This window comes from Roseateles sp. (genome assembly GCF_965262435.1).
Classification (GTDB): Bacteria; Pseudomonadota; Gammaproteobacteria; order Burkholderiales; family Burkholderiaceae_C; genus Paucibacter_A.
The window spans coordinates 3,279,640-3,303,737 of record NZ_OZ253537.1; the positions used below are offsets into that span (position 1 = coordinate 3,279,640).

Below are 24,098 nucleotides of genomic sequence, written 5' to 3' on the forward strand. Positions count from 1 at the left end.
CGAGCCTCCTGCGGCAAGCAGGCTCGCCTGCTGAACGCGGCGCTACCCGACCTTCAGTAGCGCAAGTCCAGCGTTAGCACGTCATTGTCGCGACGCATCTGGAAACGGGTCAGGAAGCTGTTGCCCAGCAGGACGTGGCTCATCTGGCCTGGAACCACGATGGCCTCGACGTTGCGCACCTCGACGTCGCCAATGCGCACGGTGTCGAGGTAGAGCGCATGAGCCGGCACGATGCCGTTGGCGGTGTGGGTTTGCAGGCGGCGGCCATCGCGGAATCTCAGATTCAAGCGTTCGGCCTCGGCCTGGCTGATGGAGATGGCCGTTGCGCCCGTGTCGACCAAGAATTGGGTAGTACCGCCGTTGATGGTGCCGCCAGTTGTGAAGTGCCCACCATGCCCGGATGCCAAAACGATCTGGCGCCCGGTGTTGGGGGCTGCGCTGGCGTTACCGACGCGGCCCGGCGAAGCGCCGAGCAGCAGGCTTTGACGCCGACCGGCGATTTCGACGACGACCTGGGATTCGTCCAGGGACAGCAGCTTGACGCCACGTACACGTTCGCCCACGGGCACGGTGCGCGGCTCGCCGTCGATCAGGAGCAGGGCCGCCTTGCTGCCCAGGCTGCCGTTGAAGCTGACCACCTGGGCCACTGCCGCTGAGCCCCACAGGACCGCAGCCAGCACGATCAGGCCCGACCGCAGGGTCTTACTCACGGAAATTGCCGTAGTCGAGCGGCACATCGGCCATCTCTTTTTTCAACATATTGATGGCCACTTGCAGGTCATCGCGGTTCTTGCCGGTGATCCGCACGGTGTCGCCCTGGATGGAGGCTTGCACCTTGAGCTTGCTGTTCTTGACCGCAGCGACGATCTTCTTGGCCAGATCGGACTCGATGCCGTTCTTGATCTTGTAGACCTGGCGCACCTTGTCGCCGCCCATCTTCTCGACTTTGTCTTGCTTGTCGAGGAAGCTGATCACCACGCCTTGCTTGACCAGCTTGGCATACAGCACGGCTTCGATCTGCTCCAGTTGGAAGTCACTTTCGCCGACCGAGTGGATTTCCTTTTCCTTTTCCTTCAGCGTGACTTCAGCGGCCGTGCCTTTGAAGTCGAAGCGGGTGCTGATTTCCTTGATGCTGTTGTCGACCCCGTTGCGGATCTTGACCATATCGGCTTCAAGGGTGGTGTCAAAGCTGGGCATAGGTTTGGGTTTCTTATTTCTGTTGGACGGCGGGAGATGCCGCCTTGATCTGGGAAAATTCTGCCATGCCGGAACAAGCTGTAAATCCCCCGAATGAGCTGACTGCACCTTCGTTGCTCCTGGAGCGCGAGGTCAATCTGAAGCCCTACAACACCTTTGCGCTGCCAGCGATGGCACGCCGACTGGTGCGCATCCGCGAAGCGGCCGATGTGCGCCGGGTCCTTGATCACCCGGAATTGGGCCGTGCACCCAAGTTTGTCCTGGGTGGCGGCAGCAATTTGGTGCTGAGCAAAGACCTTGATGCGGTGGTTCTGAAGATGGAGATTCCTGGCCTGCGCCTGCTGGAAGAGCGAGCGGACGCCTGGATTATCGAGGCAGGCGCCGGAGTGCCCTGGCATGAGCTGGTGCAATGGACGATGGACCACGGCTTTCCAGGTCTCGAGAACCTGGCCTTGATCCCTGGCACCGTGGGCGCAGCGCCGGTTCAGAACATCGGCGCCTACGGCCTGGAGATGAAAGACCGACTGGACAGTGTCGAGGTGGTCGACCTGGTCACAGGCCGTCCGGTGCTGCTGCCGGCCGAGGTCTGCAAGCTGGGCTACCGGGACAGCGTCTTCAAGCACAGCACCGATGGCGGTCTGGCGGGCAAATGCGTGATCACCCGGGTGCGCCTGCGCCTGCCCAAGCCCTGGCGGCCGGTGCTCGGCTATTTGGAGCTGGAGCGCAAGATGGCCGAAACCGGCATCAGCGAGCCCAGTGCCCGGCAGATCTTCGACTGGGTGTGCGCGGTGCGCCGTGCCAAGCTGCCTGACCCGGCCGTCATCGGCAACGCGGGCAGCTTCTTCAAGAACCCGGTGGTCAGCCCCGAGCAATGCCGCGACATCATCGGCCGCGACCCTGGCATCGTTCACTACCCCATGCCCGACGGCAGCATCAAGCTGGCGGCAGGCTGGATGATTGACGCCTGCGGCTGGAAGGGCAAGGCCGTCGGCGGCGCTGCGGTTTACGAGAAGCAGGCCCTGGTCCTGGTGAATCGCGGTGAGGCGCGTGGTGCCGAGGTGATCACGCTGGCCCGGGCGATTCAGGAAAGCGTCTACGGCCGCTTTGGCATTCGCCTGGAACCTGAACCGGTGCTGATCTGATCGCCTCGCTCAGACCAGTTGATGCTGGCGGCACAGCGTTGCGCTTTGGGTCAGGTCGGTCTGCAAGGCCTGGCTCAACGCCTGGAGCTCGGCCCAGTCGGCGTCGCTTGGCGTGGCCGGCAGGAGTTTGACGCGCAGCTCCACCGCTTGTGCCGCCCGCGCCACCGTGCTCAGGCCCAGGTTGGCCGCCGCACCCTTGACACCATGGGCGGCCTCGCTCAGTTGGCGAGCATCGTGCGCCCGCAGGCTGTTCTGAATGGCATCACCGGTGCTTGCCAAACTGTCCAGATAGCTGCTGTAGAGCTGACGCACGGTTGCGGCCGGCAGCATCTCGCGCAAGGCTGCCAGCGCCTTCATGTCCAGCCCGGGCTCCGCGACCTGGCTATCGGCTTGCGCCAAATCTGACGCGTTCGCGGCCACCTCCGCCACTTCGCGAGACAGCGGGCGCAACTTCGTCGCCAGCTGGTTCAGGGCTCGGGACAACGCCTCCACGCCGATCGGCTTGGGCAAGAACTCGTCCATGCCGGCTTGCAGGGCGCGCTGGCGTGATTCAGCAAAGGCGTCGGCCGACAGCGCAATGATGCGCACCTGGCATTTGGGCATGGGCAGGCGACGCATGGCTCGGGCCGCATCAAAGCCATCCATGACCGGAGTGTGCAAGTCCATCAGCACCAGGTCGAAGTCCTGCTGGGCCAGGGCCTGCAAGGCTTCCTGGCCGTTTTCGCAGAAAAATGCGGCATGGCCCAGGCGCTCTAGCACGGCCTGCAGATAGCTGCGATTGGTGGCGTGGTCTTCCGAAACCAGGATGCGCAGCCGCGGCGGCGTGTTGCGGGGCGTTTCTTCGCTGGCTGGGGGCGGGCTGACAAGCGGCGCCGCGCAGCTCAACAAGGGCAAGTCGACCGTGAACGTGGAGCCTTGACCCGGGCTGCTGACCACCGATATGTCGCCGCCCATGGCGCGCGCCAGATTGCGCGAGATTTCCAGGCCCAGACCGGTGCCGCCGAAGCGCCGCATGCGCGTGCTGTCGCCTTGGCTGAAGCGCTGGAACAGCTTGCCTTGGGTGTCGGTGTCCATGCCCAGGCCGGTGTCGCTGACGTCACAACGCAGCAGGGTCTGACCCAGGGCAGACTGTTGGCGGCTCAGGTGCAGCATGACCTGACCCTGCTCGGAAAACTTGAGTGCATTGCCGAGCAAATTGAGCAGGATCTGGCGCAGCCGGGTCGGGTCTGCGCTGATCCATTCGGGCACATCGTCATCGGCATGCAGGCGCAGGGTCAGCGCCTTGCTCAGGGCTTGCGGTCGGCTCAGTTCGTCGAGCTCCTGCAGCAAGCGCGGCAAGTAGACGGGTTCGGGCTGGATGTGAATTCCGCCGGCCTCCATCTTGGAAACATCGAGGATGTCGTTGAGCACGCTCAGGAGGTGGCGGCTGGAGTCATGCGCGGCGCGCAGCTGGCTTTTCTGCGAGGGCGTCAGCGCGGTGTCTTGGAGCAGGTCCAGCATGCCCAGCAAACCGTGCATGGGCGTGCGCAGTTCATGGCTCATATTGGCCAGGAACACGCTCTTGGCCCGGCTGCCCGCTTCGGCTTCGGTCTGGGCCTGCTGCAGGCGTTCGGCCAGATCATGCTGCTCCTGGCCGTACTGTTTGAGTCGACGGAATTGGCGCAGTACCAGGGTGGCGAAGCTGAGCGTCAGGGCGCACAGCAGCACGGTCAGCCACAAGCTCATGCGGGCTTGTTCGCGCACCAGCCGGTTGCGCTCGTCGACCTGCTCGGCGACATGGTGTGAGGCGGTCAACGAGAGCTCGCGCACCGAGCTGGACAAGCCTTCCAACTGCTGCAAGGCCGACTGCAGTTGCGCGCCACTGTGCCCCGGCTGGGTTTGCTGGCGCAGCCATTCGGCTTTCAAGGGCAGGGCATCGGCCCAGGCCACGAAGCGCTTGCTGCGGTCCAGGGTCTGGAGATAGTCGGGGTGTTCGCGCAGCACCAGGGTGGCATGCTCACCTTCGATCAGGCCGAGTCGGCTGACGAAGATCTCATAGCGCTGCTCAATCTGTTCGACGTCCACGCTGCCGGCCGCATGCGTGGCCTCATCCAAAGCCAAGCGCAGGCGCAGCGATTCCACCTCGAACTGGAACAGGCTCCAGATCATGTAGTCGTCCTGGTAGCTGCGTGTGGCATTGAGCAACTGGTACTGCCGGATCTGCAGAAAGCCCACCGCTGCCAGTGCCAGCACCAGCATGCCGGCCATGAGCAGCAACAGTGCTCGCCAGCGGCGCAGATGGCCGCCGGCCTGAAGCTGTACGGTGCCGCTCACCGGACCTCCAGCGCCTTCAGCTGCCAGATCGAGCGGCTGTAGTAGATGGTGCTGCGTAGCTGTGGGTCATGGTCATAGGGGTAGACGATGAAGATGGGGCCCTTGTCGCGCAAGGCGATGGGCTTGCCGTCGATCTGCAAAGCCAGCACTGGCTTGAAGCGTTCGGCGTCACTGACCGGAATGCTGACCTTGTAGTCATTGACAGCGCGCGCATGCACGACCTGGCCTTGGGCGCCGGCGCGGCTCAGAACATCCCGCAGCAAGGGGCCGCTGAAGGTGCGCGGGCCGGGGTACCAGGGAGTCTGCGTGTGGATGCTGTGCTGGGGCAGGGCGCTGAGCTGGGCCAGATCAAACTGGACCACCTGGTCCTGCCCACCTGCGAGCTTGCCGCTGACGGTCAGGACCACAGGCCCACGCGCGGCCGCAGCGGCGGCGTCCTGGGCCATGGCGGGCCGGGTTCCGGCGGCAGCCAAGAACAGCCAAGCTAGCCAGGCCCGGCGTCTGGCCCCTGCACAGCGGAGCTTCATGGTCGTGCGGTGGCTGAGGGTCAGCGCGCTTCGTCGCTCTTGTCGTTGGCGAGCTGGAGCAAACTGCCGCTCTGGCCCGCGGTCAGCAGGCCGGCCTGGGTGTAGGTCATCAGCTTGGCGCGCGTGTCGACGATGTCCAGATTGCGCATGGTCAGTTGGCCGATGCGGTCTTGCGGCGAGAAGGGCGCGTCCTCGACCTTCTCCATGGACAGGCGCTCGGGCTTGTAGGTCAGGTTGGGGCTGCGGGTATCCAGCAGCGAATAGTCATTGCCACGGCGCAGCTCGATCGCCACCTCGCCGGTCACGGCGCGGGCCACCCAGCGCTGGGCGGTTTCGCGCAGCATGATGGCTTGCGGGTCGAACCAGCGGCCTTGGTAAAGCAGACGGCCGAGCTTGAGGCCGTTCATGCGGTACTGCTCGATGGTGTCTTCGTTGTGGATGCCGGTGACCAGGCGCTCGTAGGCGATGTGCAGAAGGGCCAGGCCCGGGGCTTCGTAGATGCCGCGGCTCTTGGCTTCGATGATGCGGTTCTCGATCTGGTCGCTCATGCCCAGGCCGTGGCGGCCGCCGATGCGGTTGGCTTCCAGCAGCAGGGCCACCGGGTCGCTGTACTCGACGCCGTTCAGCGCCACCGGCATGCCTTCTTCAAAGCGCACGGTGACTTCCTCGGCCTTGACCACCACGTCATCGCGCCAGAAGGCCACGCCCATGATGGGGTTGACGATCTTGATGCCGCTGTTCAGGTGCTCCAGGTCCTTGGCCTCGTGGGTGGCGCCCAGCAGGTTGGAGTCGGTGGAGTAGGCCTTCTCGGCCGACATCTTGTAGCCGAAACCGGCCTTGCTCATGAAGGCGGACATCTCGGCGCGGCCGCCCAGCTCGTCGATGAAGGCCTGGTCCAGCCAGGGCTTGTAGATCTTCAACGCCGGGTTGGTCAGCAGGCCGTAGCGGTAAAAGCGCTCGATGTCATTGCCTTTGAAGGTCGAACCGTCACCCCAGATGTTGACGTCGTCTTCCTTCATGGCCGCCACCAGCATGGTGCCGGTCACGGCGCGGCCGATGGGCGTGGTGTTGAAGTAGGTCACACCGGCGGTGCTGATGTGGAAGGCGCCGGCCTGCAGGGCGGCAATGCCTTCGTGCACCAGCTGGGCGCGGCAGTCCACCAGCACGGCCTTCTCGGCACCGTACTGCATGGCTTTGCGCGGGATCTCGTCGTAGTCCGGCTCGTCGGGCTGGCCCAGATTGGCGGTGTAGGCGTAGGGGATGGCGCCCTTGTTGCGCATCCAGTGCAGGGCGGCGCTGGTGTCCAGGCCACCGGAGAAAGCGATACCGACCTTCTGGCCGACGGGGATGTTCTGAAGAATGCTGGACATGTGGAACTCGAGGGGGCTGAGTGGGTTCGAGCGAAACGTTCGGGAGCCAGGCTCAGCAGGTGGACAACAAAGGGCGGACGCGTCGCATTTTCTGTCAATTTTCACGAGCGGCCCGGCGCATCGTCGCGCCGGGCTGACAGCGAGCGCCGCCTTGCGGGTTCAGAAGCCGGCGCCGGGTTGGGCGAGGTACTGCTGTTCGGCCTCGGTGGAGGCCCGGCCCAGCAGGGCATTTCGGTGGGGGAATCGGCCGTATTGAGCGATCACCTGCTGGTGGCGGTGCGCGTAATCGGCTGCGCCGGCCAAGCGTGGGTCTTCAGCGGCCAAAGCTTCGAAAGCCCGCACGCAGCGGTTCTGCAAGGTCAGGTCTTCGGCATGTTCCAGCGGCATGAGCATGAACCAGCGCTGCAAGGCGGAGAGCTCACGGGCCTCGGGTTGGTCCATCAGGCTCAGAGCCAGCTGCAGCGCCAGTGGGTCGCCTGCAAAGGCTCGAGCGCTGTCACGGAAGATGTTGCGGGTGAACTGGTCCAGCAGCAGGATTCGAGCCAGTCGCGCTTGCGCGCTATCGCCCCAATCGCTCAGACCTTGCTGCAAAGCCTGTTCGACCAAGGCGCCAAAGCGGCTGCGGATCTCTGCATCGGTGGCCGCGCTCTTGGTGAACCAGAGCGGGCGCACCTGGCCATCCTCTGCGCTGCCCAGCGTGCCGAACCAGTAGTTGAGCACGGCCTGGGCATCCGCCGGCAGACGCAAGCGCTGCCACTGCGGGTGGCGCTGCAGATAGGCCTCGACATAGCTGCAGCCGGGCAGCAGGGGCAGACCAAGGCCCGCAGCCCAGCGCAAGCCGTGCGCCACCAGTTTGCCGGCCAGGCCACGGCCTTGCAGGGCTGGCGCCGTTCCGGTGTGGGTGAAGACCAGATCGCGGCCGCTGAGTTGGTAGTCCAGCTCGATTTGATGGCCGTCGACCAGGGCCCAAAAACGGCCTTGAATCGCGCCGCCGGCGCCGCTCTCGCTGTGGTGTTGGATGTCGAGGGTACTCATGACTTCAGCGTCCCAGTTGTTGCCAGAGGTAGCTGTACTCCAGCGCTTGCAGCGTGGCGCGCTGCTCGTTGTCAGCCGCGCCGCCGTGGCCGCCCTCGGTGTTCTCGAAGTAGTACAGCGGGTGGCCTTGTTCCAGCATCAGCGCCGCCATCTTGCGGGCATGGCCGGGGTGGACGCGGTCGTCGCGGGTTGAGGTGGTGAACAGCACCTTGGGGTATTTCACGCCGGGCTTGACGTTCTGGTAGGGGCTGTACTTGGAGATGAAGCTCCACTCCTCGGCGCGGTCCGGGTCGCCGTACTCGGCCATCCAGGAGGCACCGGCCAGCAGCTGGTGGTAGCGGCGCATGTCCAGCAGCGGCACTTGGCAGACCACGGCATTGAACAGATCGGGGCGCTGCACGAATGTAGCGCCGACCAGCAGGCCGCCGTTGCTGCCGCCCATGATGCCCAGATGCCTGGGCGAGCTGATCTTGCGGGCAATCAGGTCCTCGGCCACGGCGATGAAGTCGTCGTAGCTGCGCTGCTTGTTGGCCTTGACGGCGGACTGGTGCCAGGCCGGGCCAAACTCGCCGCCGCCGCGGATATTGGCCAGCACGAACACGCCGCCGCGGCTGTACCAGGCGCGGCCGAAACCGCCCGAGTAAAAGGGCTGCATGGAGGCCTCAAAGCCGCCGTAGCCGTAAAGCAAGGTGGGGTTCTGGCCATCTAGGGCCGCGCCTTCCGGGCGCACCAAGAAGTAGGGCACGCGGGTGCCGTCCTTGCTGGTGGCGAAATGCTGCTCGGCCTTGATGCCGCGGGCCTCGAACTTGGCTTCACGCGCCTTGAGCAGCTCGCGCGCGTCGCTGCCGGCGCGGGCGAGGAAGAGGCTGTCGGGGGTCAGGAAGTCCGCGTAATTGACCAGGTAGTGCTCGGCCAGCTCGTCCTGGGCCAGCTCGCTGTCGTGCAGGGCTTGCAGATGCAGGGTGCCGGGGAAGGGCGCCTGGATCTGGCGGTGGCGGGCCGGGCGGCCGGGCGCAAAGCTCCATTCTTCGAGCTTGCTCGCCACCTGGTCGTTGATATTGAGGACCAGGTGCTGGCGGGTGGTGATGAAGCTGTCCAGCGAGCGGGTGGCGCTGGGCTTGAACAAGGTGCTGAACTTGCGCTCGCCGCGGATGAAGGCGGCTGCCGGTGCGCTCAGCAAGCTGCCGGCAGCGTGGCGCACGCCGGCGACGCGCCAGTCCTTGCGCGGCTGCAGCAGCACGCGGGCGCCCCAGAAGCTCAGCTGCAGGTCGGTGGGCAGGTCCAGGGCCTGGAGCTTGGCCCCTTGCAGCAGGAAATAGCGCTGGTTGTAGAAATCCAGCGCGCGGCTGAACACGGTGCGCTCATGGCCGGGCGTCCGGTCCACCATCACCGACACGGCCACGTCCTGAGCCTGGCCCTCGAACACCGTGCGGGCCTGGGCCAGCGGCGTGCCGCGCTGCCAGCGCTTGATCACTCGCGGGTAGCCCGAATCGGTCAGCGTGCCGGGACCGAAATCGCTGGCCACATAGATGTGATCGGCATCGATCCAGCTGACCTCGCTCTTGGCTTCGGGCAGGACGAAACCGCCTGCGACGAACTGCTTGCTGACGGTATCGAACTCGCGCACCACATGGGCGTCCGAGCCGCCGCGCGAGAGCGAGACCAGGCAGCGCCGGTACTCGGGGGCCAGGCAATGGGCGCCGGCAAACACCCAGCTCTCGCCCTCAGCGGCGCCGAGCGCGTCCAGGTCCAGCACGGTTTGCCAGGCGGGGCTGGCTTTTTTGTACTCGGCCAGGCTGCTGCGGCGCCACAGGCCTCGCTTGTGGTTCTGGTCTTGCCAAAGGTTGTAAACCCAGGCCCCCTTGCGGCTGATCTGCGGGATGCGGTCGCTGGCGTTGAGCAGGTCCAGCATCTCGCGGCGCAGGCCCGGGTACTCGGGTCGGGCTTGCAGCTCGCCCAGGGTGAGCTGGTTGCGTTCCTTGACCCAGGCCAGAGCGCGCTCGCCTTGCACCTCTTCCAGCCACTGGCGGGAGTCGGCGTTAGGCGCATCGGTGGAAGGCTGTGCGAGGCTCATCGGGCTTGTGCTCATCAGTGCGGTGAAGGCCAGCGCGCAGGCGCTGAAGGAAATCCGGCTCATCGAGGGCATACAAGGCATCCTGGTATTCATGCGTCAGAACAGGCGTGGCGTCTGAGAGGGTGAGAACTTTTTACTGCGCGGCCGCCATACGTCGTTGGCCGAATGCTCGGAATCCTCACGTACATAGCGTACGTTCCGGTTCCTGCGCTCCGCCCGCCTAGTTTGACTGCCGCTCGCTACAAAAGTTCTCACCCTCTGGGCTCAGGCCGGCGTTTTGAGTGCCACCGGGTTGATCTCTACCGAGGTATCCGCGGTGGATACATAAATGCCACCATCCTGAACCGTGACCTGCAGCTGCATGCTGCGTTGCGCCAGGGCGGCCAGGGCCTGTGACTGCTCTGCCGGGATCTGCCAGACGGCCAGGCGCGGGCAGCGCTGCAGCTTGGCTTCGATGCCCGCCCACCAGATCGGCGTGCTGTAGGCATAGCCATAGACCGATACCCGCTCCGAGCGACCATGGGCCTTGAGCAAGCGGCGGTCATCGGGCTGGCCGAGGTCGATCCAGTGCAGGATGTCGCCGGTCAGGTCGCGCTGCCAGAGCTCGGGTTCCTCGGCGTCGGCCAGGCCCTTGCTCAGCTCCAGCTTGCCGCGCAGCTCGTCGGCGGGCACGTTCAGGGCGAAAGCCAGGATGCGGATCATCATGCGTTCGTCCGTCTCCGAGGGCTGGCGCGCGATGGTCAGGTTGTGCTCGCCGTAGACATGGCGGTCCATGTCAGCGATTTGCAACTGGGCTTTGTGGATGGTGGCTTTGATGGCCATAGGGCGTGGCTACTCTCGGATTCTTGCGGCTGGACGGTGCGGGCTCGGTGCGAGCCGGCGCCGGATTATCAACGTAGGGGACAATCAGATCCTTGTTTCCCCCAAAGCCTTTGCCGGCGCCCCTCCGATGAGCATGAAGAAGACCGACCTCGACCGCCTTGCCGGCATCAAACTCGACAGCCAGATGCGTGGCGCGGCCATCCCCGGTCGCTTTGGCAAGCAGGCGGCTCAGCTGCCGGACCGCAAGGAGCAACGCCGGCTCGACGCGGCCGCCGGTCTCGTGCCCTTTGCCTGCAAGCTGCCGGCCGAGCTGACCCAGCAGCTGCGCGAGCGCGCGGCCACGCACGCTGGCGGCATCAACGGTCTGGTGGCAGAGCTGCTGCAGAAATCCCTGGCCTGAGGCCGGGAAGACGCCAGCCCTCATGCCGCTTCAGCCATGGCATGATGGCCGCCGTTGTGCGCCGGCTCAAACCTGCGCACCACAGCTTTTTTTGCATGCGCCCGGATGTCGCTGCCAGCGAGCCCCGGGCGGCAGTCCCGTCATCGAAAAAGAGTCATTGCCATGAAACGTCTCCTCATCTCCTTGGCCGCTGCGGCCCTGATGCCCGCGTTTGCTCAGACCGTCAACCCCGGCGCCAAGGTCGACCCCAAGAACAACAAGGTCGGCAAGCCCGTCGTGGAAAAGCCCAAGGCCAAGTTGCTGAGCCGCGATCAGCTGCGCAACTGCATCGAAATGAGCGAGGCCAATGGCATTGAAGCCGAAGCCGTCAAGGCCGATCAGAACAGCTACAAGGACACCGCCAGCGCCCTCAAGGCCGAGCGCGATGCCCTGCAAAAGGCCGACGAGGCTGCCGGTGTGGCGCTGGCCGAGATGAAGGCCGAGCGTGAAGGCATCTTGAAAGAGTTCGAGAACATCAAGGCCTACGCCGAAAACAAGGATCCACGTCCCGACCCGGAAGTTCTGGCTGCCCGCAACAAGGCCTACCAGGAGCGCGCCAAGGCCTTTGACACTCGCGTGAACAGCATCAACGAGAACAACGCCAAGAGCAACGAAGCCCGCAAGGCCTTCGGCACCAAGGTCGATGCCTTGAATGTCAGCTTCAAGGCCCTGGAAGAGCGCCAGGAAAACCATCTGGACAAGGTCGACACCTGGAAGCAGGAATGCGGCAACAAGCAGTACGACGAAGAAGACGAAAAAGCCATCAAGAAAGAGCGTGCGGCTGCCGGCAAGTGATGCCTGCCCGCTGAGTTTTTCGCGCTGCGCATGAGGCGCCAGGCTCACCGGCTTGGCGCCTTTTTCTTTGTCTTTTAGTTTGCTTTGTGGAGTTTCCTGTGTCCTCGACGCCCACCAATCCCCTTTTGCAAGACTGGACAGGCCCCTTTGGTTTGCCGCCCTTTGCGGCCATCGAAGCGGCTCATTTTCAGCCCGCCTTCGAGCGGGCCTTGGCGCAGCACCGCAGTGAGCTGGATGCCATTGCTGGGCAAGCCGAGGCGCCCACTTTCGCCAACACACTGGCCGCCTTCGACCGCAGCGGCCGCCTGTTGACCCGACTGGAGCATCTCTTCTATTCCCTGGCGGCGTCGGCCTCTTCCCCTGAGATCCAGGCGGTGCAGCGCGCTCTGGCGGCGCCGCTGGCGGCGCACAGCAATGCGGTTTACATGCATGCCGGCCTGTTTCAGCGCGTGCATGCGATCTACGAGCAGCGAAGCGCATTGGGCCTGGCTGCCGAGCCGCTGCGCTTGCTGGAGCGTGTGCATCTGGATTTCGTGCGCGCTGGCGCGCAGCTGGAACCCGCCGCGCAAGCGCGTTATGCCCAGGTCATGGAGCGCCTGGCCGAACTCAACACCCAATTCGGCCAGAACGTGCTGGCCGACGAAACCGGCTTCCGCCTGGAGCTGCGCAGCGAGGACGAACTGGCCGGCTTGCCCGGCTTTGTGCGTGCAGCGGCGGCCCAGGCTGCGGCCGAGCGCGGACTGGAGGCGGGCGTTCATGTGATCACCTTGTCGCGCTCCCACATCGTGCCCTTCCTGACCTTCAGCGAGCGGCGCGATCTGCGTGAGCAAGCCTGGCGTGCCTGGGTGGGCCGCGGCGAGAACGCCGGCCCGAGCGACAACCGCGCGATTGCGCAGGAGATCTTGAGCCTGCGCCAGGAGCAGGCGCGTTTGCATGGCCATGCCTGCTACGCCGACTTCGCCCTGGCCGACACCATGGCCGGTTCGCGCGAGGCGGTGCTGGGCCTGCTCAACCAGGTCTGGGAGCCGGCCAAGGCGGCCGCCGAGGGTGAGCGCCAGGCCCTGGAGGGCATGATGGCCACGCAGGATCACCACTTCCCGCTGGAGGCCTGGGATTGGCGCTTCTACGCCGAGAAGGTGCGCAAGGCGCGCTATGACTTGGAAGAAGCGGAGGTCAAGCCATACTTCCCGCTCGATGCCATGGTTCAAGCCTTGTTCGATTGCGCCCAACGTCTGTTCGGACTGCGCTTCGTGCATCGCCCTGAGGTGGCCGGTTACCACGCCGATGTGCAGGTCTACGAGGTCCGCAATGCCGACGACAGCCTGCGTGGTGTCTTCCTGCATGACAACTTCGCCCGCAGCACCAAGCGCAGCGGCGCCTGGATGAACGCCATGCGCTGGCAGGCGCGCAATGGCATGGACTGCGTGCCCATCATCCTGAACAACAACAACTTCGCCAAGGGCGCGCCGGGTGAGCCCACGCTCTTGAGCTTCGATGACGCCCGCACCCTGTTCCATGAGTTCGGCCATGGCTTGCACGGCCTGCTGTCCGAGGTGGAGTTCGAGCGCCTGTCTGGCACCCAGGTGCTGCGCGATTTCGTGGAGCTCCCCTCCCAAATCTTCGAACACTGGATGAGCGAGCCCGAGGTGCTGAAGAAGCATGCCCGCCATTACCAAAGCGGCGAGCCCATTCCCGACAGCCTGCTGGCCAAGCTCAAAGCGGCCGAGCTGTTCAATCAGGGCTATGAGACCGTGCGCTACACGGCCAGCGCCTTGGTCGACCTGGCCGTGCATTCGCGCAGCGATTCGGAGGGGCCGGATGTGGTGGCTTTTGAAGCCGAGTGCTTGGCCGCTTACGGGCTGCCGGCTGCCGTCGGCTTGAACCACCGGCTGACGCATTTCCAGCATCTGTTCTCGGGTGCCAGCTATGCCGCCGGCTACTACGTCTATATGTGGGCGGAAGTGCTGGACTGCGACGGTTACGAGGCCTTTGTCGAAGCCGGCAGCGCCTTCGATGCGGCCACCGCCGAGCGCCTGCGCCAAAGCATTCTTTCCAGCGGCAACAGCCAGGAGCCGGGTGCGGCTTTCCGCGCCTTCCGCGGCCGCGACCCGGTGGTTCAGCCCATGCTCAAGAGCCGGGGCTTGCTGCCGGCTTGATGCAATCGGCCCGCCGGGCCAGTTCGGCCAGGAACTGGTCCAGGCCGGCGTGGAAGGCTTTGAAATCCACCGGCTTGGTCCAGTAGTCGGAAAAACCGGCGGCCTTGGCGCGGCGCAGGTCTTCCGGCATGGCGTTGGCCGAGAGCGCAATGCAGGGGATGTGGGCTGTGGCGGCCGATGCGCGCAAGGCCTGCAACACCTGGAAGCCGTTCATGTCCGGCAACTCCAGGTCCAAGAGGATCAGATCCGGCAAATAGCTGGCTGCCCGATTCAGGCCCTGGGTGCCGTCGCAGGCCAACTCCAGGCGCCAGGCAGGGCGCATGGCGGTCAGTTCCTCGACCAGCAGCTGATTGACGAGGTTGTCTTCAATGTAAAGGAGGCGGGCTTGGGTCTCGGGTCTTTTCAGCTCTGAGTCAGGCCGAGCCAGCCGGGCATCGGCGTTGCCCTGCCGGTGGCTGTGCACTTGCTTGGGGGCCGCGTGGATTCCGCTGAGGAATTCCGGGCTCTGACTGGAGAGCGAGAACATATCGTTACAGTCTACGGCGCCTCTGTGACAGCCTCTGCGACAAGCGTCGCGCATGTTGAAATGCTGCCACGCTCCGCGACAAGGCTTGACAGGCCCGCGGGCCTTCGTTCCATAACCTTGAATTCCACTGCCATGAATCTTGGTACTTCTGAAAGCAGCAGCTCGGCTGCGCCCGCTGAAACGTACCCGGTTGCCCTGGTCACCGGTGCAGGCTCGGGCATTGGCCGGGCCGTGGCGTTGGCCTTGTTGGCGGCCGGCTACCGGGTTGGCTTGCTGGGTCGGCGCCTGGAGACGCTGGAGCAGACCGCGAGTCTGGCCGGCGGGGGCGGCCAGAGCTGCCTGCTGCTGGTGGCGGATGTCACCCAGCCGGCCGAGGTCGCTGCCGCCTTTGAGCGACTGGGCCAGCATTGGGGCCGGCTCGATCTGCTGTTCAACAACGCCGGGGTCAGTGCCGCCGCGCTGCCCATCGATGAGTTGAGCTTTGAACAATGGCGTGCGGTGCTCGATGTCAATGTCAGTGGCGCTTTTCTGTGCGCCCAGGCTGCCGTCCGTATGATGAAGCAGCAACAACCGCGAGGCGGCCGCATCATCAACAACGGCTCGATTTCCGCCCATGCGCCGCGCCCCAACTCGGCTCCGTACACCGCGAGCAAGCATGCCATCACCGGCTTGACCAAGTCCTTGTCCCTGGATGGCCGGGCTTTTGACATCGCCTGCGGCCAGATCGACATTGGCAACGCCCTGACCGAGATGGCGCTTCCCATGACCCGCGGGGTGCCGCAGGCTCATGGCGCTGTGGCCGTGGAGGCGACCATGGATGTCGCCCATGTCGCCAGTGCCGTGCTTTATATGGCCAGCTTGCCCTTGTCGGCCAATGTGCAAAGCTTGACCGTCATGGCCACGACCATGCCTTTTGTCGGCCGGGGTTGAATTGCGCTTCAATGCCCCGATCTGAATTTCGTTTCGCCGTTTCAATCACCACGAAGGTCTGACCTTGTTCTCCGCCCTCATTTCCCTGATCTTCCGCCTGGTCCTGGCTGTGGCCACTGTCGTGCTGGTGCTGAGCCTGATGGCGGTGGCGGTGCTGACCGTGATCGGCCTGTTGATCTGGAGTCTCTTGCGCGGCCGCAAGCCGGTTATTGACATGGGGCGCTTCCATCGCGCCCGCCAGGCGCGACCTGGTTTTGCTGCCCGTCGCACCAGCCAACCCATGGGCGAGGTGGTCGATGTCGAGGCCCGTGAGGTCAGCCCTGGGAGCCCGCGCCTGCCTTGAGCCATGGCGCGACGTAGGTGGAGGTAGGCGCGGAATTGACTGCAAGCGGCACAAAGCAGCCGTTGCGTCCGGCGGTGATCGGGTCGACTGGGCACTCCGCTCCGTTCATGTCCCCCGGCCCCAGCCTGAGGCTGGGGCCTCCTCCTTAACTTCACTTCGCGAAGCACCCAGCCGACCCAATCCAGCACGGCCTTGCCCCTTCGACAAGAACGCCGACCGGTTGAACTGACAAGGGGTGTCGGGTGAGTGCTGAAGCGAAGTAAAGGAGGAGGTCCGCGCCTAGCGCGGGCCGGGGGACATGAGCGGAAGCACTCGCCCGGCGACCCTTGGCAACAGCCCAATCAGAGCGACTGCTTCGTGCCGGGATCTGCCATCGCTCAAGTTCAGCCAGCTGCAGATTCAGTAGCGCTTGTTAGACAGTTCAGCCAGGATCTCACCGTAAATGCGGTAGCGTGAAGCGCTGATCTGGCCGGCGGCCACGGCGTCGCGCACGCCGCAGCCGGGTTCGTGCTGGTGGCTGCAGTTGTAGAAACGGCAGTGGTCGGCGTGGGCGCTCATGTCGGGCATCAAACGTGCCAGGGTGGCCGGGTCGATCTGGTGCAGTCCGAATTCTTGGAAGCCGGGTGAGTCGATCAAGGCGCTCTCACGTGCGGCGTCGACCCAGTACCACTGCGTCGTCGTGGTCGTATGCCGGCCCGAGTTCAGCGCGACCGAGATATCACCGACTTGGGCCTTGGCGTCAGGAATCAGGAGGTTGATCAGCGTGCTCTTGCCCGTGCCGCTGGGGCCCAGTACAAAGCTGCGCTTGCCGCTGAGCCAGGGCGTCAGCTGTGCGCGCGCATCTTCGGGGTCGGCCTTCATGGCCAGCTCCATCATGGGCATGCCCATGGCGCGATAGGGGGCCAGGCGTTCACGGGCATGGGCCGTGCCGGGCAGGTCGGTCTTGTTCAGGGCGATGGTGGTGGCGATGCCGGCGCTTTCGGCCGCAATCATGGCGCGGCAGAGCTGGCTTTCGCTGAACACAGGCTCCACCGCCACCAGGATCAGCAGCTGGTCGAGGTTCGAAGCAAAGCTCTTGGTCTTCCACTCGTCCTGGCGGAACAGCAGATTGCGGCGCGGCTCCACCGCCTCGATCACGCCTTCGTCTGAACCCGAGGGCGCCCAGCGCACCTGGTCACCGACCACGCAGTCGCTTTTCTTGCCGCGCGGGTGGCAGACCCGGCGCTGCCCTTCGGCGTCTTCGACGATGTAGTGGCGGCCGTGGCCGCGCACCACCAGGCCCAAGTCCAGCTGCGAAAACTTGCCGCTCACGACGCGGCGCCCTGCAGACCTGCGGCGGAAGAAGGGTGCTGCGCAATGGCCGCCAAGCGTTCGCTGGCCGGTGGGTGCGAATAGTAGAACGCCGCGTAGACCGGATCTGGCGTCAAGGTGCCGGCATTGTCTTCATGGAGCTTGAGCAGGGCCGAGGACAGCTCCGAGCCGCTGGCATGGGCGCATGCGTAGGCATCGGCCTGGAACTCGTCGCGGCGTGACATCAGGCTGCCCAGCGGTGTAAAAAAGAAAGCGAAGACCGGCACGACCAGCATGAAGAGCAGCAGAGCCAGGGCATCGTTGGGCGCCGCCATATTGGGCTGCACATTGAAGGCGATGTAGAAGCCCGCCTGGCTGGACAGCCAGCCCAACAGGGCGAAACCGGCCAGGCTGAGCGCGAACATCGTCAGCATGCGTTTGAGCACATGGCGGTGCTTGAAGTGGCCCAGCTCATGGGCCAGCACCGCCTCGACCTCGCTGCCATTGAGGCGCTGCAGCAAGGTGTCGAAGAACACCACCCGCTTGGCCGGGCCGAAGCCGGTGAAATAAGCATTGCCATGGGCCGAGCGGCGGCTGCCGTCCATCACGAACAGGCCTTGCGAGGCGAAGCCGCAGCGCTGCATCAAGCCTTCGACGCGCGCCTTCAGAGCTTCGTCCGGCAGGGGCGTGAATTTGTTGAACAGCGGTGCGATCACGGTCGGGTAGAGCACCAGGATCAGCAGGTTGAAACCCATCCAGCTGCCCCAGGCCCAGAGCCACCAGGCCTGGCCGGCCGTGCCCATCAGCCACAGAATCAGGGCCGCAATCGGCAGGCCGATCAGGGCGCCGACCAGGGCGCCCTTGAGCGCATCGGCCACATAGAGCTTGAGCGTCATGCGGTTGAAGCCGAAGCGCTGCTCGATGCGGAAGGTGTTGTACAGCTCCCAGGGTAGGTCTAGCAGGCTGCCCGCCAAAGTGAAGGCTACCAGCAGGCTCAGCTGGTAGCCCATGGGGCCGAAGCGTTCAGCCGTTGCGGCATGCACCCAATGGTTGAGCAGATCCAGGCCGCCGAGCAGGGTCCAACCGAGCAGCAGGGCGCTGTCGAAGGCCAGGCTGAGCAGGCCGAAGCGGCTGCGCGCCACAGTGTAATCGGCCGCTTTCTGATGGGCGGCCAGTGGCACGGTGGCGGCAAAAGCGGGCGGCACGGCGTCGCGGTGCTGCATGACATGGCGCACCTGGCGGCTGCTCAGCCAGAGCTTCAGGCCCAGGGACAGCAGCAGGGCCAGGGCGAAGGCTAAGCTCAGCACGGTGGGGTGGAGGGTCGGGGATAGGCTTGCAAACATGGGTGGCAAGTGTAGGGCTGCGACAATGCGGCGCACTGATTGCATAGAAAGCCCTGCCCATGAGCGACCTGACCCCATCCGTGCCGGCCGATGCCGCACCCGTGCTGCCCGTCAACGACCAGAACCTGATCTGGATCGATTTGGAAATGACCGGCCTCTACCCCGAGACCGACCGCATCATCGAGATCGCGGTGGTGGTCACCGATGCGCAGCTCAATGTGCGCGTCGAAGGCCCGGTTTTCGCCATTCACCAGAGTGACGAAACCCTGGACAAGATGGATGCCTGGAACAAGGGCACCCATGGTCGCAGCGGCTTGATCGACCGAGTCAAGGCCTCGACCATCAGCGAGGATGAGGCCGTCGCCCAAACCATCGCCTTCCTCAAGCAATATGTGCCCGCCGGCAAATCGCCGATGTGCGGCAACAGCATCTGCCAGGACCGCCGTTTCCTGGCCAACTACATGCCCAAGCTGGAAGCGTTCTTCCACTACCGCAACCTCGATGTCTCCACACTCAAGGAACTGGCGCGGCGCTGGAAGCCGGCCATCTTGGATGGCTTCAAGAAGGCCCAGGCGCACACCGCCATGGCCGACATTCACGAGTCCATCGACGAGCTCGCTTATTACCGCGAGCACTTTCTGTCGCTGTGAACCTGTCACCGTGACCTTGTCAGCGTTTTCGGCGAGGGTGACTGCCTGTGGCTGAGCCGGCTGCCGCCGAACTGTGGGCGGCTTTTGATTTTCCCCGCCATCCGCTGGCCCGGGAAGACGGCGAGCGGGTGCGCGGGGCGTTCTATCAGCCACCCTCGCGCTGGCTGCGCGCGCACCGCCCTGAAGAGGTGGTCGCCGTACTCGATGCCGCCCATGAGGCCAGCCGGGCCGGCGCCTGGGTGCTGGGAGGTTTGCGCTACGAGGCGGCCGTCGCGCTGGACCCGGCCTTGTGTGCCCAAGCGGGCAGTGGCCCTTTGGCCGAGTTTGCAGTCTATGACTGCACGCCTTCCGAGTGGCCCGCTCTTGCAGCTTCGCCCGGCCTGCTGACGGCTGACTGGCTGGACGCGCAGGACGAAGCGGACGAGGCCGGGCAGATCGAGCGCATCCGCGAATGGATTCGCAGCGGTGACTGCTACCAAGTCAATCTGACCACGCGCCTGGGTTCCCGCTTGAGCGCTGAGGTGGATCTGGCCCAGTTCTTCCTGGCCTTGCACCGCAGCCAGCCCGGCGGTTTTTCGCTGTTTTTGCGCGAGGCTCAGGTGGCCAGCGTCTCTCCCGAGCTGTTCTTCGATTGGCGCCCGGTGCCAGACGCCCAGAGCAGTTGGTTGCTGGCGGCCCAGCCCATGAAGGGCACGGCCGCGCGCGGCCGCGACGCGGCCGAAGACGAGGCGGCGCAGGCCCATCTGCGCACCAGCGAGAAGGAGCGGGCCGAGAACCTGATGATCGTCGACCTGCTGCGCAATGACATCGGCCGGGTCGCCCAGCTGGGCAGTGTGCGCGTGCCGCGTTTGTTCGAGTTGCTGGCCTTGCCGACGGTCTGGCAGATGACCTCGACCATCACGGCGGTCAGCCGGCCGCGCCTGCGCCTGTCGGAGTTGTTCGCGGCTCTGTTCCCTTGCGGCTCGGTCACCGGCGCCCCCAAGATCCGGGCCATGGAAATCATTGCCGAGCTGGAAGGGCAGGCGCGCGGCTGGTACTGCGGTGCCCTGGGTCTGCTGCAGCCCGGTGGCGTGGCGACCTTCAATGTGCCGATCCGGACCGTCGAGCAGGTGGGCGGGCTGGAGCTGCAGGCCGGTGTGGGCAGCGCCATCACACTCGATTCCGAGGCGGGCGCGGAAGTGGCCGAGTGGCGGGCCAAGGCACGCTTTCTTTTGCGCGCGCAGGCGCCCGTGGCTGCGCTGGAAACACTGCGTTTGTCCGATGGAGAGTTCGTACGCTTGAGCGGCCACCTGAGCCGTCTGCAACGCAGCTGCCAGCACTTCGGGCTCAAACCCCGGCTGCCCGAAGTTCGCGCCGCCTTGCAGCGGTTGGCGGTCGATCATGCGGTGGGCGATTGGCGTGTGCGCCTGAGCTTTTGCGCGCAACAGGGCCTGCAATTGCGGGCCACGCCGCTGGAGCCGACACCAAATTGCGTGATACTCGCGCTGGCTGCACGGGCCATCGCTTCGCAAGGGGCGGCGGCCGAGTTCATCCAGCACAAGACCACGCGGCGCGAGATCTATGGGGCCTTCGTCGCGAGCAAGCCTGCCGAGGCTTTCGATGTCTTGCTGTGGAACCCGGCCGGTGAACTGACCGAGTGCAGCTTTGGCAATATCGCCGTACAAATTGAGGGGCAGTGGCTGACGCCAGGCCTGCAAGCCGGGCTGCTGCCCGGTGTTTACCGAGAACAACTGCTGCAAGAAGGGCGGCTGCGTGAAGCGCGGCTGATGAAGAGCGATCTGCAACGCGCCCAAGCCCTTGCCTTTTTCAACAGCTTGCGTGGCTGGTGTCCTGCCCGCTTGCTGAACCCAGACGAAGCGCTGCTCTGAGACCAGAGCCCCGCCTCGTCTTTCGCGAAACCAAACAATCTCCCATGGCTACCAAATCCAAACCGCGCGCTGCGGCCGAAGCTGCTCCCGTCGCACTCAAGGCGCCTGCAAAAACCAAGTCCAAGAGCGCGGCTCCGGCCGCCGTCAAAACTGCAACCGAGAAGCCAAGCAAGGTCGTGGCCAAGAAGGCGCCGACTGCTGTGGCGGCAAAAGTCGCCGTAAAGGCAGCTGCAAAAACTGCGGCAAAAACTGCGGCAAAGGCGCCCGTGAAGACGGCAGCGAAGCCTTCAGCCAAGGTGGCAGTGAAGGCAGCACCAAAGGCTGCGCCCAAAGCAGCCGTGAAAGCAGCCCCGGTGAAGGCAGCGGCCAAGAAGGCCGCTGCAACAGCCAAGCCCGCAGCGGCATCGTTGCCCGCTCCCGCTGCAGCCAAGAAGGCCGCAGCGAAGAAGCCGGCCCGAGTCGAGGCCAAGCCCAAGTCCAAGGTGAAAGCCGAAGTCGTGGCGGAGCTGCCAGCGCCGGCAGCCGCCAAGAAAGCGGGGCCGGCCGCCAAGTCGACCCGGGCGGTCGGCAAGGCTGCGGAGCTTCCGCAAGTGGTAGCGCCGGTCCAAGTTGCTGCCAAGCCAGTGGCCAAGTCCGCTGCAAAGTCTTCGGAAAAGGCCGCCCCCAAAGTTGCTGCAAAGGCTTCAGCCAAGAAGAAACCGTCCGATGCCCCAGCCGCGGCGATGCCCGCGCCGGCAGAGCCAGTCGTGCTGAGCGAGCCCAAGAAAAAGCTTGCTGCGAAGACGCCAGTGGCGGAGGCTGCCAAGCCCGTCGTCAAGGAAGTGCGCAGCCCGGCAGCTCGCTCGACAAAGGCCAAGGCCGCGGCGGCTGAGGAGCTTGCAGTGCCTGAGGTGCCGGCCACGGCCAGCAAGAAGAAGGGCAAGCCCGGCAAACTGCCAAAGCTCGCACCCGCGACGGCGGCTGTTGCCGCCCCGCTTGTGGCGGCCCCTGCGCCAGCGCCGGCCCCCAAGCCTGCAGCCAAGCCCGCTCCCGTCCCTCCGCCCGCGCCGGTTCGCTTCACCTTGCAAGCTCAGGATACAGCGTTGTTTGGTCGTTACCTGGTCACCCCTATCGAGGGCGGCGAGCCCTGGAGCTTGCAGTTGCGCGGTCCGCGTCCGCGTGATGTGCTGTGCAGCTGCCAGGCCTTCGCCTTGAGCGAGAACGGCAGCTGCGAACACAGCCAGTTCCTGCTGAATCAGTTGCGCGCCGATCTGGCTGCGGGCTGGCAGGCCGAGTACAGCGAACTGGGGCTGAGCGGCGGTGCGCGTCGTCAGCTCTTGTGGCGCCAGTCGCCGGCTTGCCCGGCGGAGCTGGCAGACGAGGTGCAGCTTGGCCTGCGTGCCATCCAGCAAGGCAAGCGCCAGGGCGTTCAGGTCTTGACCCAGTTGCTGCAGCATGCGGCGGAGCTGGGCCATGAGCTGCGCGTGGATGCGGCCGTGTGGGAACAGCTGGCTTTGGCCGGCGACGCCGCCGAGCGCGTGCGACTGCTGGGTGAAGCCTACCCGCAGCTGTTTGACAGCCCGGGCCTGCGCAATTTGCTCAAGCTGCCCTTGCCGCATTACCAGTTGGAGGCTGCCTTGTTTGCGGTCTGCGCCGGCCGCAGTCTGGTGGCTGATGACCTGGGCTTGGGCCTGTACGCGCAAGCCTTGGGCGCCGCGGAGTTGATGCTGCGCCATTTCGGTGTCGAGCGGGTGCTGGTGCTGTGCGCCGAGTCTTCGCAGACCCGTTGGCTCAGTGAGACCCAGAGCCTGAGCGCACGCCGTGCCGGCTTGATCTGGGGTGACGCGTCGACGCGTCGCGAGCAATTGGATGCGGCCGGTGAGATCAAGATCGCTGCGCTCAACACCTTGCAGCAGGACCTGACTCTGCTGCAGGCCTACGCGCCCGAGCTCATCATCATTGACGAGGCCCAGCGCCTGGATGCGGCCACGCTGGCGCGCTTGCAGCAGTTGGATCGCGGCGGTTTTGTGTTGATGCTGAGCAGCCAGCTGCTCAATGCCCAGCCGCAAATCTTGTTGCCCCTGGTCGAGATGCTGGATTGCCACCGCCAAGGCGCTCTGGCGGACTTCCTGGCCGAGCATGTGCACCGCGATGCCGCGGGCCGCGTCTCGGGCTTCATGGCCCTGGGTGTTGTCGACGAGACGCTGGAGCGCCTGGTGTTCAGCCGCGCCAAGTCCGAGCTCCTGCCCAATCTGCCTTTGGCCCTGGTTCAACTGCGGGCGCTGCCCTTGAGCGAAGCGCAGCTGGCCTTGCAGGCGCCGCTGCAGAATGAGCTGCGTCGCAGTGTCAGCCGTTGGCAGCGCAGCGGCTTTGTCTCGGGCGCCGAGCAGCTGCAACTGCTGCGTTTGCTGCAAGACCTGCGCCGTCTGGCCATCAGCCCGCAGCTCTTGGCCGGGCAGGCCGATGCTGGGCGCCTCAGCGATGCACCCAAGCTGATCGCCGTGGCGGCTGTGGCGCGCGAGCTGCAGGGCAGGGCGCTGGAACGCTTGCGCGTGTGCAGCCAATGGGACGATGCCTTGAACTTGCTGCAGCCGGTGCTCCAGTCGGCCGGCATTGCCTGTGTGCAAATCCAGGCGGCACAGCCGCTGGCCCAGCGACGTGCGCTGGCCGAGCGCTGGCGCAACGAGACGCGTGCGACCGTGCTGCTGTGCAGCGACGCGGCCGCCCAAGGTTTGGATCTGCAGCTGCCGCGTTGCGGCCTGCTCAACCTCGAGCTGGCCTGGGGCGAGGACGTGCTGGAGCAGCGCCTGGCCAGCGTGGCCGATGACGATGCACGCGGCTTGCCGCTGGTGCAGTTGCAAGCGCAAGGTGGCTTCGAGTCTGCCTTGCTGCAGCTCCAGGACGGCAGTGAAGCCTTGCCCGCTTGCAGCCTGGATGGTGATGTTGGCCTGCAGGTGCTTCAGGGTCAGGCCTTGGCTGCCTTCATGCAGGCCCTGGTTGATCTCCTGGCCTTGTGGCCGGCCGACTGATCCGGCTTGGCTTCAGCCTCCGGGTAGCAGCAGCGGGCGTGAATTCCACACGCCCGCTCTGCATTCCGGCGATTTCTTTTCGCAAATGCAGATATTTCTGTCTTTGACGGCCTGATGAAGCTCCCGTGAAAACCCTAGTGTGCTATAGTCATGGACTTGCTTGCAGCTGAAGCTGCTCTGCAATTCGTTCGTCTCCTCTGACCTCGTTCAGGCCGCTGACCACAGTCGAAACTCCACAAGGTGTTTTCGAGCATGTTGCGCTCAGTGACA

At 65.0% G+C, this 24,098-nt stretch carries 20 protein-coding genes; 9 read left to right on the forward strand and 11 right to left on the reverse strand.

Annotated features, from left to right (window positions below; genetic code table 11):
- Positions 1-53 precede the first annotated feature (53 nt).
- The gene (locus tag ACQY39_RS14210) at positions 54-710 is read right to left on the reverse strand and encodes a retropepsin-like aspartic protease family protein (RefSeq protein ID WP_428507266.1); all 657 of its coding nucleotides are present in this window, start codon (positions 708-710) and stop codon (positions 54-56) included.
- Positions 703-1,197, reverse strand: a complete 495-nt coding sequence (locus ACQY39_RS14215; protein ID WP_263517464.1) for a YajQ family cyclic di-GMP-binding protein — start codon at positions 1,195-1,197, stop codon at positions 703-705. Before ACQY39_RS14215 ends, ACQY39_RS14210 begins: the two co-directional genes overlap by 8 nt.
- A gap of 113 nt (positions 1,198-1,310) precedes the next feature.
- Here ACQY39_RS14215 and murB point away from each other — a divergent pair, with 113 nt between their 5' ends.
- Positions 1,311-2,339: a UDP-N-acetylmuramate dehydrogenase gene (gene murB / locus ACQY39_RS14220; protein ID WP_428510817.1), complete on the forward strand. Its 1,029-nt coding sequence runs from the start codon at positions 1,311-1,313 to the stop codon at positions 2,337-2,339.
- A gap of 9 nt (positions 2,340-2,348) precedes the next feature.
- Here the strand turns inward: murB and ACQY39_RS14225 are convergent, their stop codons facing one another.
- The 6 genes from ACQY39_RS14225 to ACQY39_RS14250 form a co-directional block, all read right to left on the reverse strand.
- The gene (locus tag ACQY39_RS14225; protein ID WP_428507268.1) at positions 2,349-4,652 is read right to left on the reverse strand and encodes an ATP-binding protein; all 2,304 of its coding nucleotides are present in this window, start codon (positions 4,650-4,652) and stop codon (positions 2,349-2,351) included.
- On the reverse strand, positions 4,649-5,098 hold the full coding sequence (locus tag ACQY39_RS14230) for a molybdopterin-dependent oxidoreductase (protein ID WP_428507270.1): 450 nt from the start codon (positions 5,096-5,098) through the stop codon (positions 4,649-4,651). Before ACQY39_RS14230 ends, ACQY39_RS14225 begins: the two co-directional genes overlap by 4 nt.
- A 101-nt stretch (positions 5,099-5,199) precedes the next feature.
- Positions 5,200-6,549: an argininosuccinate synthase gene (argG, locus tag ACQY39_RS14235; RefSeq protein ID WP_428507272.1), complete on the reverse strand. Its 1,350-nt coding sequence runs from the start codon at positions 6,547-6,549 to the stop codon at positions 5,200-5,202.
- A 159-nt stretch (positions 6,550-6,708) separates the two neighbouring features.
- Complete coding sequence (locus tag ACQY39_RS14240) at positions 6,709-7,584, reverse strand: DUF924 family protein (RefSeq protein WP_428507274.1); 876 nt, start codon at positions 7,582-7,584, stop codon at positions 6,709-6,711.
- Positions 7,585-7,588: 4 nt separating this feature from the next.
- Positions 7,589-9,730 carry a prolyl oligopeptidase family serine peptidase gene (locus ACQY39_RS14245; protein WP_428507276.1) on the reverse strand — a complete coding sequence of 714 codons (2,142 nt, stop codon included), beginning with the start codon at positions 9,728-9,730 and terminating at the stop codon, positions 7,589-7,591.
- A 192-nt stretch (positions 9,731-9,922) separates the two neighbouring features.
- Positions 9,923-10,480: a YaeQ family protein gene (locus ACQY39_RS14250; protein WP_428507278.1), complete on the reverse strand. Its 558-nt coding sequence runs from the start codon at positions 10,478-10,480 to the stop codon at positions 9,923-9,925.
- Positions 10,481-10,607: 127 nt separating this feature from the next.
- On the opposite strand from ACQY39_RS14250, the gene ACQY39_RS14255 reads away from it, so the two are divergent.
- The 3 genes from ACQY39_RS14255 to ACQY39_RS14265 all read left to right on the forward strand — a co-directional run bounded on the left by ACQY39_RS14255 (position 10,608) and on the right by ACQY39_RS14265 (position 13,870).
- Positions 10,608-10,880: a hypothetical protein gene (locus ACQY39_RS14255; RefSeq protein ID WP_263517458.1), complete on the forward strand. Its 273-nt coding sequence runs from the start codon at positions 10,608-10,610 to the stop codon at positions 10,878-10,880.
- Positions 10,881-11,042: 162 nt separating this feature from the next.
- Complete coding sequence (locus ACQY39_RS14260) at positions 11,043-11,714, forward strand: hypothetical protein (protein WP_428507280.1); 672 nt, start codon at positions 11,043-11,045, stop codon at positions 11,712-11,714.
- A 98-nt stretch (positions 11,715-11,812) separates the two neighbouring features.
- Positions 11,813-13,870 carry a M3 family metallopeptidase gene (locus ACQY39_RS14265; RefSeq protein ID WP_428507282.1) on the forward strand — a complete coding sequence of 686 codons (2,058 nt, stop codon included), beginning with the start codon at positions 11,813-11,815 and terminating at the stop codon, positions 13,868-13,870.
- On the opposite strand, the gene ACQY39_RS14270 is transcribed toward ACQY39_RS14265, so the two are convergent.
- Positions 13,842-14,396, reverse strand: a complete 555-nt coding sequence (locus ACQY39_RS14270; RefSeq protein ID WP_428507284.1) for a response regulator — start codon at positions 14,394-14,396, stop codon at positions 13,842-13,844. The genes ACQY39_RS14265 and ACQY39_RS14270 overlap by 29 nt on opposite strands.
- Before the next feature lie 132 nt (positions 14,397-14,528).
- Between ACQY39_RS14270 and ACQY39_RS14275 the strand changes: the two genes are divergently transcribed.
- Positions 14,529-15,326, forward strand: a complete 798-nt coding sequence (locus tag ACQY39_RS14275; RefSeq protein WP_428507286.1) for an SDR family oxidoreductase — start codon at positions 14,529-14,531, stop codon at positions 15,324-15,326.
- Positions 15,327-15,390: 64 nt separating this feature from the next.
- Entirely contained in the window at positions 15,391-15,669 is a 279-nt protein-coding gene (locus ACQY39_RS14280; protein ID WP_428507288.1) for a hypothetical protein, read from the forward strand.
- 399 nt (positions 15,670-16,068) lie between these two features.
- On the opposite strand, the gene rsgA is transcribed toward ACQY39_RS14280, so the two are convergent.
- Both rsgA and ACQY39_RS14290 read right to left on the reverse strand, forming a co-directional pair.
- Positions 16,069-16,980: a ribosome small subunit-dependent GTPase A gene (rsgA, locus tag ACQY39_RS14285; RefSeq protein ID WP_428507290.1), complete on the reverse strand. Its 912-nt coding sequence runs from the start codon at positions 16,978-16,980 to the stop codon at positions 16,069-16,071.
- Entirely contained in the window at positions 16,977-18,302 is a 1,326-nt protein-coding gene (locus tag ACQY39_RS14290) for a M48 family metallopeptidase (RefSeq protein WP_428507292.1), read from the reverse strand. The genes rsgA and ACQY39_RS14290 overlap by 4 nt, the downstream gene beginning before the upstream one ends.
- Positions 18,303-18,361: 59 nt before the next feature.
- Here ACQY39_RS14290 and orn point away from each other — a divergent pair, with 59 nt between their 5' ends.
- The 3 genes from orn to ACQY39_RS14305 all read left to right on the forward strand — a co-directional run bounded on the left by orn (position 18,362) and on the right by ACQY39_RS14305 (position 23,828).
- Positions 18,362-18,952, forward strand: a complete 591-nt coding sequence (gene orn / locus ACQY39_RS14295; RefSeq protein ID WP_428507294.1) for an oligoribonuclease — start codon at positions 18,362-18,364, stop codon at positions 18,950-18,952.
- Between the two features lie 47 nt (positions 18,953-18,999).
- Positions 19,000-20,820, forward strand: coding sequence for a chorismate-binding protein (locus ACQY39_RS14300; RefSeq protein ID WP_428507296.1), 1,821 nt, complete (start codon positions 19,000-19,002; stop codon positions 20,818-20,820).
- 338 nt (positions 20,821-21,158) lie between these two features.
- Positions 21,159-23,828, forward strand: coding sequence for an SNF2-related protein (locus tag ACQY39_RS14305; RefSeq protein WP_428507298.1), 2,670 nt, complete (start codon positions 21,159-21,161; stop codon positions 23,826-23,828).
- Positions 23,829-24,098: the final 270 nt, after the last annotated feature.